Below are 20,603 nucleotides of genomic sequence, written 5' to 3'. Positions count from 1 at the left end.
GGGGTTTAACTATATCAAACAGTATCAGGGTTTTAACCTTATCATAATTAAGAACTTTTGTCAAGAAAAAAAATCATTTTGGTTATATTTTTTTCTTATCTTTTTCGGCAGGGATTTTGGCAAGGGTTTTTAAAGAATTATGATACAGTTGATACCCTTGCTTTATGGAGAGTGGCTCGGTAATTTAGGAAATTAAATACCGTATCACGGCTCTGATACGGTTTATCTTTTCTCGTGAGATTTGGGAATAAATAAGCGAGAAAGTTTCTTGATATGGTTTGATACAGTATCTATTTTAGTTCAACCTCAATTCCTTCCGGACTTATCTTAGTTATTTCTCCGCCCCTTCCTAAGAGGTCTACTAAATAAGCAGCAATTTTCTCTAAATCTTCGGGTGAGACTTTCCCTAAAGGTTTAAGGGTAACCCTTCCTTCTTGGATAAGCATCTCCCAAGTATCAGAGAAAAGGGAGGTAGAAGGTTTTTCTTGGACTTCTTTTTCTTCTTCTTCCTCTACGGGAGTAACCGGCGTAGTAAAAGAAAATCCTTCTCTTACCAATTTCACCTCAGCTTCTTTCCCCAGAACTTCCTCAATCATTAACTCTACTTTTTCTCCCCAAGCCTCTAAGGAAATCTCCCCTTCTTTAGTTAAAATCTTTTCTTCTACGCTTTCCTCTTCGCGAGGAGGTGGTAATGAGCCTAAAATTGCTTCCAAGGGAGGCATGTAGAGTTCTTCCGGTTTAACCTCTTGCAACTTTTCTGGTTTAGACCATTGGGGCGATTTGGTTCTGCCTTCTAAAGCGGGAGGAAGCTGGGGTTCTTTCTGATGGTAGGGAGATTCTTTTTCTCCCGGTTGCGTAGTATAGACCTTGGGGTCTTTATATTTAAGGGTATAACCGTACTTGCTGTAATCCTCAAGCTTTTCTGCTTTTTCCTCTGCGAAAGCCAAGCCAGAGTAAAAAACAAACCCGCTGATTACGCCAAAAGAAAATAAATATTTTAGCCTCATTTTGCGCACTAATTCCGCTTTATCTCTCGCGATTATACTGCGTCTCATGTTTTACCTCTACATCTGTAAGCGATAGATATAGTTAGGTTCGGCGTATTTCACCCGTTCATCTTTACTCAATAACTCCACCATCTCGGGGACAGTTTTTCCTTTGGGCATTTTTATCCTGTAAACATCTAATCCTTTTATAATATCAATAATCTCGCATTGATATTCGTCTTTGAGGATCGTAATTATCTCTTCTGCAGAAACTTCGGGTTTAAACTTTACTAAAAGCTCTCCTTCCACATATTTTAGTTCAGGTTTCTGGGCCATTTCTCCCTCCTCTACCATAGCTATTTTCACCTCTTCGCTTGCCTTTGTCTCTGATTCGTAAACTTCCTCTTTTGCCTTTCCACAAGAAACAAAACTCAATAATACTCCAACCATCCCCAAAAACAGAATTCTTTTTTTCATCTCCCTCTTTCCTCCTCTCACTTACCTTTCCTCTTCTTCCTTCCTTTTCCTACCGTTATAAACCGTACCCACCTCGTAGGTGGTCTATTTCCTTCATCATAAGCTACATAATTTCTTACACTTATAATCATCGATTTAGGACACCTACGAGGTGGTCTAAGGTTTAGGTGGAGAGGTTTTCAACTATTAAATCTTTAATCTGAGCAAGTTCTCTCTGGTAAGAAATTCTATCTTCCACAAATTCTTTATAGTCAGGGCCTATCTCTAAAGAATCTTCAAAATTGCAAATTTTCTCCTTACCATCAACCTGACCTAAATACTCTCGATAAGAAGAAAAAAGCCAATCCTCGGGCTTGTTCACCAGATACGCTGTAACCGGATTAAGATGGATATAGCGGGTAAGGTGCAATAAATTTTCCTCGGTTTTTACTTGAATTCTTTTAAATCTACCCTCCCAGAGAGGTCCTTTGCGCTTATGTCGGGTATTAAAATAGCGGGTGTAGCTATTTAAAACATTTCCCATAAAAAGAGAAATCCCTTCTTCTTTCATCTGTCTCAATAAGAGATGAAGATGGGTAGGCATAAGACAATAGGCGATAATTTCCACTAATTTATTTCCTGTATTCTCCCCCTCAGAACCTTTTTTATTGGAATTTAAATACTTAGAGAACTTAACTGGAGGATTCTCTTTTTGATAATAGGCAAAAAGCCCAGCCATTCGCTGATATTCATCTTCATCGTTAAAAATCTGAAAACCCGCAATACTTTTATTCAACACGTGATAAATTTCTCCTACTGCCAGAAAATTCTTTCTCATTTTTTCTCCTTAACTCTCGTTAACTTCTTTATACTCTCCTATAATTAATAAAACCTATCCCACCGCGTAGGTGTCCCTTAAACTCTATAATAAATATAGCAAATTTATAAGCTTATGTCAAGAAAAAATGCCCACCTACGCGGTGGGCAGGGGTTTGGGGTTAATTACTTTTGTTTAACCTATCTGCTTCTGAGTTCATTTTTTTCTCTTAACAACCGCGGAATATCATCATCATTATTTTTGCTCCTCCAGTTACCCTGAATACTTACCGCAGCAAGAGATTGTGGCTGTAACGGTTCCGGAGAAGGTGCTGGCTGAATAGGGCTCTTCTCCTCTTTCGCTTCCTTCAAAGGGATAATCTCTGCAAGAATTTCCTTTACTTTTTTAGAAGCATTTTCCAGCGTAAGTCCTCCTCTACCTATCGCTTGCAGTAAAGCATCGGCAATTTTCTCTCTAGTCGCCTCATCCAAACCTTTAACTTCTTCTTCACTGACCTCTTTACCCCAATACTCTTCAAGATACTCTTTTACTGCTTGTCTAATTTTACTTAAGAGCTCATTTACCATAAACTCATCACCTTTTACAATAAACTCCGCAGTCCATTTATCTAACTTTAAGTCTTCATCAAAGAAAAGCATCCTTGCCAATTCAAGAATATTTTTCTCATCCATCATTGCCCAATTCCGCAACTGACTATTCATAAACTCATCCGCATTTTTACCTATTAAATCATCTATGGTCTCCTCAGAAAGCCCCAAATCTACCAAAATCTCCCTTAATTCCGCATACTCTTCATCACTAATAAATCCGGTATATTCCTCTAACAAAGCAAAAAGCTCCTCCATAAGTGCTTTCTCTTCCTCACTGAGCAACTCTTCCAAAACTGCCTCCTGATTAAGGATTGCCTCTTGAGCCTTCTCTAAATCTGTTATCTCCATTACCGCCTCAATGCGTTCATCAGAAAGTCCTTTCTTCTGCAAATATCCTTTTTTATCACTGCTCTTGAAGAATTCTTCAATCTCCTCATCAGAAAGCCCGAAATCCTTAAGGAGCATTTTTTGAGCTTCTTTAATTAATGCTTCTTCATCACCATTAAGGAGTAAGTCAAGCAATTTATCCGAAAGCCCCAGTTTCTTAAGTAAAGCGCGTTTTTCCTCAATAGAAAGATTCTTATTTTTAAGAACCGAAAGAACTTGTTTAATTTTATCTCTGGAAAGAAATCTCCCCAATAGATATATTCTGGCACTATCTCTATCGTTTATAGAAAGTGCTCTCTCCTTCATTCCCGGACCCATTGCCCGATAAGTATGAGCTAATTCCTCTACTCTCTCAGGATAGCTTCTTTTCACAAAACCATCTAATTGCCCTTCCATACCACCAACAATCTCTCCTGTATCCTGATTAGCTATTTGTGAAGGAGGAATTTTGTCACTTCCTGCCGGTCCACCTCCTCCACCTCCTCCACCTCCTCCACCGCCTCCGCCACTGGCACCGTCACTGGCTTTTTTTGAACCAAGGGTTCCTACATATTCTCCAGCCACATAATACGCTTTAGGTTTTCCTTGTGCATCAAGATATGTTTGTTCTACAAATGCGGTATATATTCTAAACGAACCATCTTCATATTTATCAAGGATATAAGGAATACCAGCCCTTATGGTTAAGCCCTGCTGTTTAAGTGCTGCCACCTCTTCGTCCTTAAATACATAAACAGACCTTACTACATTATTGCCACTTACACTTACCGTTTGTCCTGTTTTGGGATCTATCCTATCTCCATTAATATTCAAGGTAAGTTGTGTATTCTCTCCTAAGAATAATAAATCCCCTTCACCTACTACTTCTTCTTCTACTTTGGCAGTTACCGAACCTCTTTTTTCCTCAATAACACATCTGATTGCTTTTCCATTTCCATCTATAGAGTACTCCTGCTGTAGATAATCCCCATTTCCTCTACTTAGCTTAATTGTCCTTTGAGTATTAGGTTCATAACCTTTCCTCACCCATTGTTGATTACTGTTAAGAGTTCCTGTCTCTGTATAATTATCCTCTCTCCATTCCCAACCCTCAATATCGACTTTCCTCAAAGAATGCACCTGTTTTTTAGTGGGGTTGCCTTTTCCATCAAATTCAGGAAAAGTGATTGTTTCTTGCTCCCCCTCATTATTTTTTAATACCCTTTCTTCTCGCTTTTTTTCAAATTTCCCATCCTCCAGTAGCCCTACTACTGTAGTAATGGTAGAGCTCGTATACCATCTTTGCGCATTAGAATTAGCCCAATTCGTTGTTTCTACCTGCGTCAATGTATTATCCACTCTACTAACCTTGATTTCGATTTTGTATGTTTCAAAATCAAAAAGATTCTCATACCCCTTGTTATTACCTTTAAATATAATATTTAAATTTAATTCAAATCCTTTATCATTCAATTTTACATAACCCCCACCATTATCAACCTCTGCTACTATTCCATATAAAACATTTTGTGATAAAACATTTTGTGAAGTTGAACGCTGCATAGCTCCTACCAATACTCCAGAAATATTCGCTTCCGGAGGATTAGCAGAATCATTCCACTGATACCTTAATAAATATCCTTTATATTTTCCTTTCGAGGGATCAGGTAGTTCTTCTACATAAACTATATTTCCCTTGTCATCAATATAAAGATATTTATTAAACCCATTTATATCTGTAGCCTCAATTCTACGCAACTGCTGTTGTTTCTGCTCATCACTAAGCTCCAATGCCGCGATAAGTTCGCTCCTACTAAGTCCCCCACCCCATCCGGGGTCACTAAAGCCTTCAAGAGTTTTTGCCCCTTCATTCCAGCTACGAAGAAATATCTCCCAATCTACTTTAGCCACACCAGCAATTGCCAACTGTGAACAAAATCTCTCATAGGCTTTGCCTGCTGCAGATAAAGGAAGATTGCCTACATTATTTTGCAAAAATGTTTTAAAGCTTTCTGCTTTTTGGGATTCATCTGAATCTGTGGGAGTAAAACTCAATACTGCACCATCTCTCTTAATTAATTGTCCCTTACTATCAAATCTCAATACATATCTTCCCTCATCAATTGATTTCACTGGCACCTCAAAGTACACTTTGTCCTCTTTTTCTATTACTATACTAATATCAGCCCAGCCAATTGCACTCGGGCCAGTTACACTTCCAGTATTTGTCCGCTCGTAAGCAATAAGTGTTCTTATTGCTTCCCAAGTTTGTTGCTCAATCGTAATAATAGGAGTTTGGCTAATTGTAAAGATTGATCCATCTTCTGCTAAAGAAAGCTCATAAATTTTTCCTCCTAAAATCAGATAACTTTTATCACCCTGAGTCTTAAAACTAATTCCTCGAGCGAAGGTTACCATCCCCGCAAAATTGGTAAATTGGATTTCCTTTATTTTTCTACTGCCGAATTCAATAACTGGCTCTGGATCAAGTGGGGTCGCCCTTCCTGCTACCACAGATTCCTCTCCAAGCAAAGTAAATTTTTCTATCCTCTTTAACGCATTACTATTCGCCGAAGCTTTTTTCAGTTCCCACACTTCTATTTTGTTTCTTTGGATTGTTACACCTGTTACACCACCGTCTCCTCTTTGCTCTATACTTAACCGAAGAAGATGCAATGTTTGCTCATCAAAAATTAGGCTTTTTACTAAATCAACGCTTGGTGATGGTGACGATTCTAACTCTATTTTAGCAATTGTATATTTTATCTCCCATCCGCTATCATATACAGTAACATCACCAGTAGCATCAACAGCCAATGCCCACCATTCACTTCCTCCTCCAATAGAATAAAATTGAACAAACTTATTACCTATACTACATACCCAAACATAAGTTCCATCTAACCTTTTTACATAACTAATATTCCTGACAAATCCCTTAGCTTTTTCATACAAGCCTTCAAAGGTTTCTGATCTATCTAATATTTGCAGTAATGTAGGTCTATCAAATCCTAAAACTTTGGTGAAACTATCCCCATCACTAATATAAAACTCAACAACAACAACAGATCGGGAATTATCCAACATAGCCTTAGCATATCCCCTAGGCGAATAATTACTACCACTTGTGTCTTTCTCAAACGAGAAATTATAAAACTCTTTCTGCGCCTCAGTAATAATCTTCTCAAAGGCAAGTGTGAAATTGGCTGAATTGCTCGGATTTAGTCCAAAAAGGGTCCTCAGAGAATCTTCCTCCATAGATTTAAAAGCATCCAGCCAAGCAGAGAATCCTAGACTCTTTAAAACTTTAGCGAAATCTCCTATAGTTATAGTTGTAGTACCCTCATTAATTATTAGATTTTTACCATCAAATTTAAGATATCTACTACCTGCACTTAGTGAGGAAGTATTAAATATAAAAATACTCTCTCCTGATTGAATCCCAAAATAATTACCAGTTACAAAATAATTTTGGGAATCTCCCAATAAATTATCCAATTGTTGTACGGCTGTTCGACCACCCGGATCGTCTTCTAGACCCAAAATACTAGCAATCCATCTTTTTTGCTCCTCGCTTAATGCGGGTGGTAGTATTTTAATAGTAGGTGCAATTACCCCTGCACCAGTGGCTTGGGGATCAATACTCAAGGTAAAAGAACCATTTTTACTAGTAGGAAGGTTATATGTGTATTCTTTACCATCTGCTTGGAAAGATAATGTAGCGCTAGTTCCTTTAACATTAAAAGTAAAATTAGTGATTTTTAATTCTTGTGGCACAGTTAAAGTTAAATCAGGGTTTTCAGTTGTTATATTAGTATCAGGACCATAAATTTGTAATAATGGTAATGTATTTCCTCCGCCCATATAATAAACATAATAATACTGTAAGCCTTCTCCAGTAACATCATAAGCATAAGTCTTTCCTGTATAATCAAAATAAATTCTCTGATGAGTGTAATCTATGGAGGCTCCTTTTAAAATAAGGTCTAAGACTTTAGGGGAAGTAATTGAGGAATCTAAGTATCCGCTTGGCAACTTGCCAGTTAAAAGCGCGTTGGAAACAGTTATTGACTGACCATTTACTACTACCAATTTATCATCTTCCAATTTGAGCCTTTGCAAAGTTAAAGAAGAAGATTTTCCATCGTCTGCTACAGTTACAGTTACTACCTGCTCAATTGTTCCTTTTTTAAGCTGAAAATAGTGGTTTTCGCCTAACTTAAGCCATGAGGTTCCCGCTATTATTGCAGATTTTTCCATTAAAGAACCTATATTATTTATATTTAGCGAGAGTTCCGATAAGCCCTTCAGATACCCCAAGGAAGCCCCGGATAATTCATATTCAGTCCCACTAATTAACTTACCTCGCTCAAAAGCTCCTCCAGAAGGAGTAATAAATGTCAAGCTTGTGATATCACCACTAGTATCTTTTGTATAGCGCGCAGCTAAGGTATAGTCGGAATTATAGACATAATAATATTCCTTTCCAGAAATTACCTCCCTTTTTAAATATCCATTTATAGAGGAGTAATATTTTTCCTCCTGGTCATTTTTATTCCATTCAGAGTCTGTATCGTTATATGTAAAACTTTCAACTAACTTCAGTTGTTGGCCACCCACATTAAGCATACTATTCATATTGGGATCAAATTTTTGAAGGAATGATTGCAGGCGAGTATCATCTAAAATAGCTTTTATTAAAGAATTAAGCCCAGCGGCTTGGTCTACTTTAAAATGTGCCACTAAACGGTATTGTGTTTCAACTACCTGAGTATTCTGTTCTGTGTGATCAAGTGGTTCTATAGGAATTATAGGAAAATAACCTGAAGTTTGAGTATATCCATATACTTGAACATCTAAATCTCCATTTTCAAGATTTTTTGCTAAAATATAACCTGTTATTATGCCATCTGAGGTTATAGTTTTTAAATATCTATTTCCACTTTCATCTATATAACAATCAACATTACCATCATTATCCAGATCGAAAAGAGACCACCTCACTGAATCCCCTGTCACTGGAATTCCGTCCTTAAATTGAATAGACGCCGGTGACGAACTCATTTGCCTCAGTAAGCCTGGAGTTTGCCGTTCTTGATCCCCAAAAGCATTACAACCATTACCATACATCCCGCATCCAGTACTCATATGGTATTGAGTAGGGTCATCACCAGTAAAAAATAATCCCTCTCCCGGCTTTGTAAAAGCCAAAATTAAGAAAAGTATTAAAATTCCCCCGGCCCGGTTTAGTAAAAATCTTGTCTTTTTCATTTTTTACCCTCCTTTTTTCAAAATTTTAATTTTTCATCTTTATATAAGCAAGTTTAATGCCAATTTTCCTCTAAAATCATCGTCATTTATAAGTAATTAATATAATTAAATTTACATTTTTTATCTCTCTTTTTTCTCCTCCCTAAAATGTTTAATAATTGTAAACTTAAGTTACATGCTTATAAAATTAATTTTTAAACTATTTAATTACAATTACTTAAAATGAAAGATTTTTGTTATCCTCCGTAATTTTTTTTCTATTTTTCTTCTTCTTTATCTGGCGTAATATATTCTGCTTCCTCTTCTAATTTCTTACGCTGACTGGATTCACTACTCAAAAGACTTATTCCGGAAGGTCTTTTTGCATAAGTTCTACTTTTTCCGCGCACTCCTAAACCTCTTACTGGTCCCCGACGAACACTTGTTGTCTTTATTGAACCTGTCGGAGAGTAAGGTCTGGTGGTCTGATTAACTTCTGGGCCAGAAGTTGTTCCCCGCGTATCAATCTGAGGAGCAGAATTTTCCTCCTCCACTCCATCTCCTTCAATATTTATATCTACCACTTCTCCAAAGCGGTCAAATTCTAAGATTTCATATTGACGGGTGCTTGCCTTAAATTCCTGTCCCCCTATATAACCAGAAATTTCTTCTCTCCAGGATTTTCTTAAATCCAGACCATCAACATAGGTAATGTTGTAAATATGGGTAGTAATATTTACACTCTTTAATTCCCCATATTCTCCACTGTCTTCAAGGAATCTCTCTTGACCAGTTCTATGGGTGGTGTATTCAGTCATTCTTCCCTTACTATCATACCTTATTCCCGAAGTGGTCTCGGTAACATCGCGGATTAACTCTCCATCCTCGTATTCTTTTCTATCGGTTTTATAATAAGTTTCCAAGCCCAATTCATTATATTGGATATCATATTTCTCAGAAATTGTATGCCGTTCAACCTCTTCTTCCTCGCCTGTAGGTTCACCATGTTTATCGCGCTTTTTACTTATTCCCTTTTCCCAGGTTTCGCTTCGTTGATAGTCTATTCTTCCCAGACTGTCATAGCCAAATTCTACCTCCTGCTTTATTTCTAAGTCGGGACTGGACTCGTTCCAGATTTCTGCCGTATAGCCCTGTACAAGCCCTGCATCATTGTATTTAAATCCATAACGCCTTATTGTAGAAATATAATCCAACTCAACCCCCTCTTCTTCGCCCTCTACATGAATATTTCTTTCTTCATATTTAATCCTGCCACATTCATCGTATTCGTACTTAATCTTGGAAGTGGTTTTCTTTGCCCCTTCTTCTACGGTTTCAGTAATTTCCTCTTCCTGACCTAAAGAATTGTAGGTTATCTGGCGTGTAATCTTGCGGAAGGTATCTAAACTTGTCCCGTCAGAAGCAGAGCCATAAGCATGCTCATTGATTATAAGCTCTATAGGTCTACCAAACCTATCTATCTCTGTAACCGCGTATTTTCTTTCGGTAGTTAATCCTGGACTCCTACTTGTATCTATGGTGGTTTCTCTCCAACTAATGCGGATGCCTAAATTGTTGTAACGAATATCGCGCACTTTAATCTCGGTAAAGGTTTCAAAACTACTTCCGTCATGGGTATCAGTCCCTTCTACTATTACCGCCATGTCATAACCAGTCTGCAAACCATCTTCATTATAAGTAATGTTACTTACCTTAACCTTACGATTGCCAATGCGTTTTCCATCTTCATCAAATTCCTCCTCTGTTTCAGTATAAGCTGTCTCTAATCCTAATTCATTATAGGTAATGTTTTCCCTTACGGTAAGTGTGTATTTGTGTAAGGCCTTATCTCCGCTTCGCGTATCTTCCCAGACTTGAGTCTTCTGATAATCTACTCTTCCCAGACTGTCATAGCCAATCTCTACCTCCTGAGTTATTTCTATATCGGCTGTAGATTCATTCCGGATTTTAGCCTTATATCTCTGTAGAAGTCCTGCATCATTGTACTCAAATCCATAGCGCAATAGAGTATAAGTATAGTCCAATTCGCTATCTCCATCTTTCCCCGTTACATGCACTTTTCTTTCTTCGCGCGAAATTCTCCCATACTGGTCATAGGCATATTTAATGGTTGAGATAGTGGTCTTTGCCTTCTCAATTACCTCCTCAATTGCCTCTTCTTCCTGACCTAAAGAGTTGTATTTTATCTTGCGGTTAATGGTGCGTTCAGTATTTAGAGAGGTTCCATCGGAAGCAGTGCCATAAGTGTGTTCTTTTATATCTATCTCCGTAATTCTTCCAAATTCATCTATTGCCTTTACCTGATACATTCTCTCACTAATTAATCCCGGGCTTCTGCTTAAATCTATACTTATCTCCTTCCAGGATATACGCATATCCAATTCATTATATCGGATATCGCGCACTTTTGTTTCAGTAATTATCTCAAAAATACTTCCATCATGAGTATCAATTCCTCTGGTTATGCTCTGCATCTCGTAACCGGTCTGCAAGCCATCTTCATTATAGGTAATATTTTTTACTAAAGTTTCACGATTGCCAATGCGCTTTCCATCTATATCATATTCTTCTTCTCGCTCACGATAGGAAATTTCCTGTCCTAAACCATTGTAAACAATTTTATCTTTTATGCTTATCGTGTGTTTATTAAGTTTGCCATCAAGGCTTGTTTCTCGCGTTTCGGTTCTCTGTTCAGTTACCTGACAATACTTGTTGTATTTTAAAGAAATCTTTAATTTTGTTTCTACATTTGGTGTGGCTTCGCTTCTTATCAGTTGCTCAATCTCTGTGGGTTGACCAAAGGGTAAGAACTGGGTATAAGTTTTTTCTATTTCACTGCTAGAACTAATCAGGCTCCCATTTTCATCTTTTCCTTCAATGGCAACTGTCTCTTTTTCCCAGGCAAGGAATGCTTTGTCATTGTGTTTCTTCTCGGCAAAACTCAAACTGATTTTTCTTGCTGTTTCCCCCAATCCTTCCCTCAGATAAGCGGTATAGATTTTTAAATCTTGAGGATTGTTCAAGTTTAAACTGCGTCCCAACTGTGCTTCGATTTGCGACTTTGTTTCTTTATTATTGATTAAATTCTGTAAAGTTCTTCCTTCTTTTACGGCGGTATATACGTCAGGAAAATCACCAGTGAGATCAAGACTCAGTCCTTGGCGCAAAGAACCATCTTTGTAGTAGTCAAGATATCTTTCTAAACTTACTGAAATATGATTTAGCCCTAAACCAACTTCTCGGCTAACAATCAATTGACTTTCCGGAACTCCATCATCAGTATAAGTAAACTCATGGTGGGAAATTGTCTTTTTATCAGGCGTGGAATAATCAATCATCGTCTGGTCAAAGCTCTTTGTTTCATAACTTCCGCCAGAAATTGGGTCACTTGAAACAACCCACGCCCATTCAATATTCTCACGGGTCATCTCGTATCGGCGTTCATAGTAATTGCCTTTAGTATCGTAGCCCGATTCAAAGACCTTGCGGATGGTCTTAATGGGCATATGGAAATTCCCTTCATAGACATTTCTCTGGTTTACCTCAGAATAAGTTCCCCTGGTCTCATCCCAAGTTCTCTGGCGAGAAGAAAGCATCTGCCTTCCTTGTTCGGTTTTTCCCGGCGTGCCATAGAACTTACCTGCCCATTCTATCTCATCGGTTATAGTATGTTGCACAATTTCTGCCTCGCGATTATTGGCGCTATCCCAGATTAATTGACGCGAGCGCGTCTGAATATATTTTTCAAAATTATCTTCGGGATTGGTTAAACTAAATTGAAATTCTGTGGTTTGCAGAGTCGAGGAGCGCTTACCAAAATAAGACCAAGATTTTTTGTTGAAGGTGAGGTCAAAATTGGTTTTACCATATTTTTGAACTAATTCCTCAAAACTTTCACCCTTCCATTTATCCAAGAGGCCAAGTTCTTTGAGTTTGTTTTTTATCCAGTTCTTGAAGATGTCAAATCTTCCTGAGTATTGATACCATTTTGTCCCATCGGGATTTTCTCCTACCACCTCATTGGGAGAAGCCTGCTCTATTTTTTGTTTCATCTCCCGAGCATCTTTTTCTATTTTGTAAGCGGATTTGAGGCGTTCCTCTTCTGTCTCTCTCCGGCTATCTTCCATTTTATCGGGAAGATTCTGGCTGGTCTCTATTTGACGGTTTCTCCTTTCTGTTTCTTTTATAACCTGAGTTCTCACCCGTGCCCAGTCTTCTACCGAACGCGCCTCAGGAATAATTCCCACATTTCTTTCCGGGACGGGGCTATTGCGAATTACTTGAGTACGCACCTTTGCCTCTACATAGGCACTAATAAGCAAAAATAGTCCCAAAAAGATAAGAATATATTTTCTCTTCTTTTCCATATTTATCATTTTTATTATTTTATTCATTATTTATTATTATTCTCTATATAAATTATATCACATCTTTCTCTTATCGTCAATGGCAGAGATGGTAAAAATTTTCTTATTTCAATTTTTAATTCTGACATTTTTTCTGTTACTAGAGTAAGCAAAATTTATGCCAGAATATTAGATAATCACCAAAGACAGATTTTTCCGACTATAAAACAAGAAAATTTATCTTCCTCCTTTTTTCATAAGGCAAATAAGAAAGTAAATTAAAATTACATTCTAAGAGCATCTATCCATAAGTTACTGATAAATATCTACTTACACTGACATCTTCTATCATTGTGGGGGTAAACTTTCTTTACACCTCAAAACATTCTATTCTGTTTTTTATTTTTCCTTAATCTAACTCCTCAACCCAAAATCTACTTTCCTCAACCCACACCCAAACCAAAACTAACCGTGCCCACCTCGTAGGTGGCCAAAATCGTCCCACATAAGTATCCATATAAAAACAACTTACAATACAGTGAAAAGGACACCTACGAGGTGGGGTCGGTTTTTCCCGGTTAGGGGGAGTTAACTAAAGGGATTCCCTTTTGAGCTAATGCTGTATAAACCAGTTGACGAGGTATATATAGGGCTCGTTCAATAGCCTCGGGGCTAACCATACTCAAGGAATCCACCCCCAAAAGATAACAGGCTAACCTTTTTTCGTCGATACTCACAAAACTTAATCTCCCTTGGTTAATAAAATCAGAAATAAGCAGAACATTTGCCGGAGTAGAAACATTTAGACCAATTTTCACCTTATCTGGAGAAATCCCTGTACGGCGTATTGCCTCATTAATCACAGAAACTGCCTCCTGTAATTCTCCAAAAGTGCGCACCATATCTAACTCTAAATGAATAACTTTACCGGTATCCCGCACAGCTTTTAAAACTGCATCCATCTCTATGTTAAAAATATCACGCATACTCAAAGCGCCATCTTCTGAACCATATCTGAGCAGGCGGTACATTCCAAACGCACCCAATAAGGGATTTGCTTCTTCTTTTTCAAAAATATCTCCTCCCACAAGCGTTTTATAATCGGTACTGAGCAAACTTCCTGTTCTATAAACTACCTCTCCATCCATAAGTAAAGCATTCTTTACCGCCCTATATACACGGTCAAAGTAAGCCCGTTCTGCAGTTTCTTCTCCGGCAAAAGAAACAATCTGCCTACTTATCGCCGTATCACTCAATAAACTACTTCCCCGGTCAAAGGCAAGTAAGGCTAAAGGATGAATGCCAATACTCCGAAGTATATCATCAGAACTAATTATCTTCTTTAATTCTCGTTTGGGATTAGTCTGGGTATCGTAGCCTAAAAATAAATCTAAACCCGAAAGGTATCTCATCCCAAAAGAAGGATTTTGTTGTGCTTGGGCTACTGCTTCTACCACTTTATGAAACACATCGGGAGTAACACTTATAGAATCTATTCCTAAAGCAGTAAGAATTGCAGGATAAACATCTGGATGGTCTGATGGCGCTTGCCCACAAATACCTGTTTTTACACCGCGGGCTTTAGAAGAAGTTATACCGATGCCGATAGCACGCAATACTGCTCTATTTACGGCATCATATTCTTCTCTACCTCCTTCTCTAAATAAACCACTGTCCCTGTCTACTGCCAGAATAAATTGTGTCAGGTCATTTGAACCAATGGAAATACCATTTATACCGGCGTGAATAAATTCCTCTATCTGAAAAACATTCGCGGGCAATTCATACATCATTACTACCTCAGGCATACCCGAGAGCCCCATACTCCTTATTTTTCCCTCAAGAATTTGACGAAAAGTCAGAAGGTCTTGGGGAGTGCGTACCATAGGAACCATGATAGAAATCTTTCCCGGATTATCTTTCCAGGCAAGTAAAAATGCTTCGAGTTCCATATCAAATGCTTCCCGGTATTCAGGACTAATCATTCGCTGTAAACCGCGATTGCCCATCATGGGGTTGGGCTCTTTATGCTCGTAAACATCCCCTCCTAACATATCTTCATATTCGTTGGTTTTAAAATCAGTGGTGCGGTAAATAACCTTTTGCCCCTCATGTAGAATAAGCGAATTGGAAAATATTGCAGAAGAAAGTTTTGAGATGTAATAGTCTCGCGCACTCGCATAGCCTTTGATTTTTTGCGTAATTTCTGTTTGTAGCCTTGCATCTCTAAGCGTACCTCTATCAAAATCCAATATTGCTAACGGATGGATGCCAATATTTTGTAAAGCAAACTCTGCACGCATCAGCCCTATACCGTAAAAATCAGAATACAAACCCAAAGGAAACATCGCTCTCACCCGAGCAGTATCAAAGGAAAGTATCCCTATCTTTACAGGGCTCGTAGACGGAAGTTCACTCACGCGATAGGAAACACTATCTTCTTCAAGCGGCAAAGCTCCAGCATAAATGACTCCATGCTCAGCATCAACAGTAACTACCTGCCCTTGAGCAAAAATACGCGTAGCATTGGGCACACCAATAACCGCATTTAAATTAAATTCTCTAGCGACAATCGCAGCATGAGAATTTTTCCCTCCAATTTCAGTAATCACCAAACCTGCTCGGCGCATGGCATCCACCAAAGAAGGATCGGTGCGATAAGCAACAAGTACATCTCCTTCGCGCACACGCATTGCCTGCTCACGAATAGGGATGGAACTATTTTCATCAATGATAACCACTCGTCCTACCCCCGCTCCTTTAGCACCTACCCCTTCTCCACGGGCAATTATTTTAGGAGAACCGGAGGGAACCTCAACCGAAGGAGAATCTGTATAAGAAGGAGTTAATACTCTTCTTGTAATAAAATCTAAAGAAGAAAACATAAAAAGATTATCAACATAAAGTAGGCTGGCAATAATTAAAAAGGCAATACTCCAAAAAATTTTAACATGTAACCACTTCATTATTTATCTCCCCCTTTTTTCATTTAAGGTTAATTCTAAACTTTCTCCATTCAATTAAATCTACTGGTTTATCTGCATGAACTGTCTCATTGCGTGATTGTAATATGTATAGTTTTCCTCCTTCCCAGGCAAATTCTACATCCTGGGGATGATTATAGTGGCTATTTAAGGCAAAAACTGCACGAGCAATCTCTAACACCTCTGCTTCTGAAAAAACCCATCTCTGACGCCATTCTTCGGGAACCGAAGTTTTCTCTGTCCCACTCATTCCAGACCGATAAACTATCTGTTCTCTTTTGGAACCGAAAATGCGTTCAATAATTTTAAATTCACCATTAGGCATCTTTACTACCAAAAATCCATCAGGTTCTTGAATATTTTGCACCATCCCTTCACCTAAACCATAAACCCCTTCAATATAAAAAACTCCTTCCATTCCTCCGGGATTGGCACGAAAACCTGTATCGGACTCCAGTCCAAAAGCCACTCCTGATTTCTCTGAATTTATCATCCGCTGAATTACCACTCCCATAGAAAATTTGCGCGGGTCGATACCATTCTGATGTCCATAGGTAAGGGCATCAGGATTATACAACTCTGCCCAGATTAATTTAACCGCCTCTAAAACCTGATATATTCCCCTCTGATTTAATTCAGTGCGGAATTGACCTGCCCAAGAAAAGTTAGGAGAATCCTCAGCAACTCCCGAACTTCTTACAGCACAGGGCACATCCTTTATTCCGGAGATCTCTTCTAAATGGCCATAACCTGCTTTAATCATCTCAATAATCTCTCGCGGCATGTTCGCACGCAAAACCGCTTCTTTTATCTTTTCCGCAGCAGAGTTTATACTGGAAGGGGTATCCCAATCTATACTATTTATAATCCTGATAATTTTATCTTGTAATCCAGGGTTGGCATCTAAAAATTTTTGAAAAGCGGTGGTGGTAACTACAAACCCCTCGGGAACGCTTATCCCGGCAATATGCGAAAGTTCTCCCAAATTTGCCCCTTTTCCTCCCACTAAAAAAATATCTTCTCTACCTAATTCGTGGAAAAAAAGCACCAGCGCAGATTCTTTGGCAGGTTGAGTTTTGATTCGCCGGAAAGAGCATCCCGCAGATAAGTCTAAATATAATAATGAGTTAAGAAAGAAAAATAACAAACCCAAAAACATAACATAAATCTTTCCTCTACTATTTTTCATTTATATAATACCTCCTCGGAATTCAAGTTTAATATCTTTTACTTTCTTACAACCAATGAAGAGTCGGTAGTAAGTGTCCCCTTTATTTAGAAGAAAACAAACAAAAATTACCAAAAAGACGGAAAACAGCCAACAGGCGAATAAAAACTCTGTTCGTAAAAAGGCATTTCTTCCACCGGCGTATAAAAAACAACAGGTGGCCTTACAAACTCTATTGCCGAAGTGTGAAACCCCTGCGAACTTCTTTGCGGAGGATTACTCCGGGCATAAACTGTGTCCCGTGAACCTAATTGAGAAGGCAAACTTGCCAAGTTAAGGGAAGGGTTTTCTAACCAGGCTAAAGCCGCTTCCGCAGCAATAATCGGAGCAGCAAAAGATGTGCCTTCTAATCCAGGTGGAAGCTCTCCCCAATCGACATATAAATCAGCGGTATTGGAATAAGGTGCACCTCTTACCCCCACTGATAAGACATATCGGCCAGCTTGCCCCCAAGCATCATAACTACCTTCATTACCTGATGCCGCTACTACCAGAATGCCACTTTCAGAAAGGTCGCGTAAGGCACTAAGCACTATACCGTCTACACCTCCTTGTGCACCAATACTCATATTGATTACCTTTGCGCCCCAAGCTTTGGCTTCTGCAAAAGCGTCTAAAATATCACTGGTAGCCACCGCTTTAGAACCATCCCTTTGCCATTTGCCAGGAAGAATAATGGTACGAATTTCTACTTTTGCCCCGGGATTCTTACGCCGAATTGTCTCTTCCATTACCGCCTTTACTTCTGCGGCGTGCTTAGAGTCAATATCAATAATCGCAATCTTTATCTTTCCTAGAGAACCAGCAGGTGACGAAGATGACCCTTCTGGTAGTTTTGCCGAAGGATTTTCTGGGTCTAGATGACGGTTACCCGCAGGTTCTTCCCTTAAATTACTTCTTTTGGGGGGAGTATTTTGGGAATTTTCTCTCTCCTGAGGTCTGTCTCCGATGACCCTACCTAAAGATGGAAAATCATTTTCTCCTCTTTCATTAAGAACCCTTTCGATTTGAGCCAAGAATTTATAGATAATGATAATCTCGCGCAAAACTCGCGCTAAGAGCGCTTCATTAAACCCTCGCGCGGAAAAAGCTGGTAATGAATTAGAAACTAAATAAGGATAACTCCTGGGATAAGCCAAGGAATGTTTTACAGGAATCAAAAGCGTAAATAAAAATACTACAAATACTACTAAAATAAATATCCCTCTAATTCTTAAGTATTTCTTCATCTTTCTCGCCCCCCTATTATCTATAACCAAAGGGAGATATAAATATTACAAAAAAATCTATTGGCCAAGGTGTTTTTTTATCAACTCCGCAAAAGCCTTAATACCTAAGGTTATTCTTTCTTCAGACTCTGTGGAAAAGCAAAGACGAATTTTATGAGCACTTGAGCCATCCACACTAAAGGCGATACCCGGAACAAAGTTAAAGGGAATCGCGTAATTTTTGGCCTCCTCAAGCATGGCCATAAAATCTATATCCCAGGGAACAGTTAAAGTAATAAATAACCCTCCCTCAGGTTTTGTCCAGGTTACACCTTCAGGCATAAATTCCTCTAAAGCTTCTTCCATTGCCCGTGCACGTTTTGAATATTCACCAATCAAAAATTCAATATGTCTATCCATCGCTCCTGTCTCGATAAACTTAGTAATAATAAGTTGGGGGAGTGTAGGAACAAAAGAACCTACTTCATCCATAAGAGAAGCAAATTCATGAATTATTTTCTCATCAGCCACAATGTACCCCACACGCATTCCCGGAGAAAAGACTTTGGAATTGGAGTTGAAATAAATTACTGTTCCGTTTGTATCCAACTCTTTGATATCTACAATTCTTTGACCAGTATAATTTAGTTCTCCATAAGGATCATCTTCTACAATATGCAAATCGTATCCCTTTAAGCGCATCCTCTGGGCAAAAGCCAGAAGATTCCTTCTTTCGCTAATCGTCCACATATTCCCTGAAGGAGGATTACCAAAGTTTGGTGTAACATATAAAACAATTTTTTTACCTCGATAGTTCTCTTCAATTTCTTTCTCTAAATTCTCTAATCCAGTGAGTGTGCGTAAATCCCAATGCCGAATATTTCTACCATAAGGAAGGCCTCCGTAAGGAGCAACTCCCGTAATCATTCCTACATAGGTAGGAGATTCGGCAAAAACAACTCCTTCTTTTCCCACCCATCTTCCCAATAAATCCAAACCCTGCTGGCTCCCATTGGTTACCAAAACCTGACGGGGGTCAGCTTTTATTCCTCTTTCTTCAAGCCACCGGCAAAAAACACTGCGCAACTCTAAATTAATCGCCGGGTCCCCAGCCATTACCTTTTCCCATTCCTCAGGGCTCATATTTTCTATAATCTGGGCAATTTCCACATAAGGGAAGAACTCCTCGGCAGGAACCCCTCCTCCCATACGCACCATATCCGAAACTGCCCCTTTAAGAATTTCTCTAATGATGGAGGGTTTTAAGCGCTGGTCTGCACCTGTTGAAGCAAGAATTGCTTTTACACTCTCAGAAAGAGTGATGGGTTTATAGGAAACATTTACCGAGAAAGGTATACCGTTTTGGGCTAAAATTTCCGAGACTATCGGCTGAATAAAAGCATTGGGATGAAGACTTATCCCGCCAATAGCAATTTCCATAAGACGCATAATCTCTTCTCCCGCAATGGCATAACTTAAAGGATTTGCAGCCCCTAAATACTTGTCAAAATTTCCGATGGAAATTACTCTCCCTTGAGAATCGTTTGCAGAAAGTAGATAATCTGTAGGGTTTGCGTTGGTAATATCCTCAATAATTATAAGATTGTAAGTTTCTGCCAAAGCATAAATTCTTCTTGCTTGCGCTTCGGTTAAACCTTTTCCGCTAAGATAGATAAAACGCGGATTTTGTCCCTCTTGAATAGCTAAAGAAATCAGCGCTTCAAAACCGCTTAATTCTGTAGAATAGGAGGGAGTAGAATTGCGCTCTACGAAGTAAGGGTCAAATTCAAATATTTTGGCTCCATAGCGAGCCAAAAAAGGCTTAAAAAGAGTTTCGGGATTATCAGTTCCTTTTTGATAAAAGACTAAACCATCTCCCTCAGGCATAAAGATATTTCCCAGAATATCAAAAATTTCGGCTTCTCCCTGATAGATTCCAATATTTACTGCGGGATTCGCGCTTATCCCTAAACGTTCAGCAAGATAAGCCACTTGATTTCTTAAAGTTGTACTTCCTAAACTCAAACCATATTGGAGCAAAGAAACAGCGCGCTTTACCTCAGGTTGGTTTAAAATATCTCGCCGTTCTTGTGCTGTTCCGCTGCGCAAAGCCCCTTGAAATCCTGCTGCTCTGTAGAAAATATCTACTAAAACTTTCCTTACAGACTCATGATTTGCTACTAAAGGAGAAATTTTAGTTCTGCGATGCGCAATAATTTCTAAAGAGGAAAAATTAAAAGAAAATGAAAAGATGGCAAATTTTATGAGAATAAAACAAAATATGAATATTTTCCTCATACCCATATCACTTCCTCCCCCTTAAAATTGTG

At 38.7% G+C, this 20,603-nt stretch carries 9 protein-coding genes; all 9 read right to left on the bottom strand.

Going from position 1 to position 20,603, the window contains the following annotated elements; translation table 11 throughout:
• Positions 1–290 precede the first annotated feature (290 nt).
• Positions 291–1,055, bottom strand: coding sequence for a hypothetical protein (locus tag NC818_00280; protein ID MCM8783206.1), 765 nt, complete (start codon positions 1,053–1,055; stop codon positions 291–293).
• A 9-nt stretch (positions 1,056–1,064) separates the two neighbouring features.
• Positions 1,065–1,463, bottom strand: coding sequence for a hypothetical protein (locus tag NC818_00275; GenBank protein ID MCM8783205.1), 399 nt, complete (start codon positions 1,461–1,463; stop codon positions 1,065–1,067).
• Positions 1,464–1,626: 163 nt separating this feature from the next.
• Positions 1,627–2,280, bottom strand: coding sequence for a transposase (locus NC818_00270; protein ID MCM8783204.1), 654 nt, complete (start codon positions 2,278–2,280; stop codon positions 1,627–1,629).
• A 179-nt stretch (positions 2,281–2,459) separates the two neighbouring features.
• Positions 2,460–8,507: a hypothetical protein gene (locus tag NC818_00265; protein MCM8783203.1), complete on the bottom strand. Its 6,048-nt coding sequence runs from the start codon at positions 8,505–8,507 to the stop codon at positions 2,460–2,462.
• 257 nt (positions 8,508–8,764) lie between these two features.
• Complete coding sequence (locus NC818_00260) at positions 8,765–12,901, bottom strand: hypothetical protein (GenBank protein ID MCM8783202.1); 4,137 nt, start codon at positions 12,899–12,901, stop codon at positions 8,765–8,767.
• Positions 12,902–13,431: 530 nt separating this feature from the next.
• Entirely contained in the window at positions 13,432–15,819 is a 2,388-nt protein-coding gene (locus NC818_00255) for a PEP-utilizing enzyme (GenBank protein MCM8783201.1), read from the bottom strand.
• A gap of 19 nt (positions 15,820–15,838) precedes the next feature.
• Entirely contained in the window at positions 15,839–17,026 is a 1,188-nt protein-coding gene (locus tag NC818_00250; protein MCM8783200.1) for a PEP/pyruvate-binding domain-containing protein, read from the bottom strand.
• Positions 17,027–17,133: 107 nt separating this feature from the next.
• Positions 17,134–18,294, bottom strand: coding sequence for a S8 family serine peptidase (locus tag NC818_00245; protein ID MCM8783199.1), 1,161 nt, complete (start codon positions 18,292–18,294; stop codon positions 17,134–17,136).
• Positions 18,295–18,351: 57 nt separating this feature from the next.
• On the bottom strand, positions 18,352–20,571 hold the full coding sequence (locus tag NC818_00240) for an aminotransferase class I/II-fold pyridoxal phosphate-dependent enzyme (protein MCM8783198.1): 2,220 nt from the start codon (positions 20,569–20,571) through the stop codon (positions 18,352–18,354).
• Positions 20,572–20,603: the final 32 nt, after the last annotated feature.

The sequence above is a fragment of the Candidatus Omnitrophota bacterium genome (assembly GCA_023819145.1).
In the GTDB taxonomy this organism is placed as follows: Bacteria; Omnitrophota; Gorgyraeia; order DTHP01; family DTHP01; genus JBFWKV01.
Note: the sequence above shows the minus strand (reverse complement) of the source record. Positions and strands in the feature narration are given on the sequence as shown.

What these genes read in the sequence shown, in the direction of transcription:
- NC818_00260 (MCM8783202.1), bottom strand. Translation starts at nt 12,901, where the DNA reads ATGAATAAAATAATAAAAATGATAAATATGGAAAAGAAGAGAAAATAT.
- NC818_00245 (MCM8783199.1), bottom strand. Translation starts at nt 18,294, where the DNA reads ATGAAGAAATACTTAAGAATTAGAGGGATATTTATTTTAGTAGTATTT.
- NC818_00265 (MCM8783203.1), bottom strand. Translation starts at nt 8,507, where the DNA reads ATGAAAAAGACAAGATTTTTACTAAACCGGGCCGGGGGAATTTTAATA.
- NC818_00280 (MCM8783206.1), bottom strand. Translation starts at nt 1,055, where the DNA reads ATGAGACGCAGTATAATCGCGAGAGATAAAGCGGAATTAGTGCGCAAA.
- NC818_00250 (MCM8783200.1), bottom strand. Translation starts at nt 17,026, where the DNA reads ATGAAAAATAGTAGAGGAAAGATTTATGTTATGTTTTTGGGTTTGTTA.
- NC818_00270 (MCM8783204.1), bottom strand. Translation starts at nt 2,280, where the DNA reads ATGAGAAAGAATTTTCTGGCAGTAGGAGAAATTTATCACGTGTTGAAT.
- NC818_00275 (MCM8783205.1), bottom strand. Translation starts at nt 1,463, where the DNA reads ATGAAAAAAAGAATTCTGTTTTTGGGGATGGTTGGAGTATTATTGAGT.
- NC818_00240 (MCM8783198.1), bottom strand. Translation starts at nt 20,571, where the DNA reads ATGAGGAAAATATTCATATTTTGTTTTATTCTCATAAAATTTGCCATC.
- NC818_00255 (MCM8783201.1), bottom strand. Translation starts at nt 15,819, where the DNA reads ATGAAGTGGTTACATGTTAAAATTTTTTGGAGTATTGCCTTTTTAATT.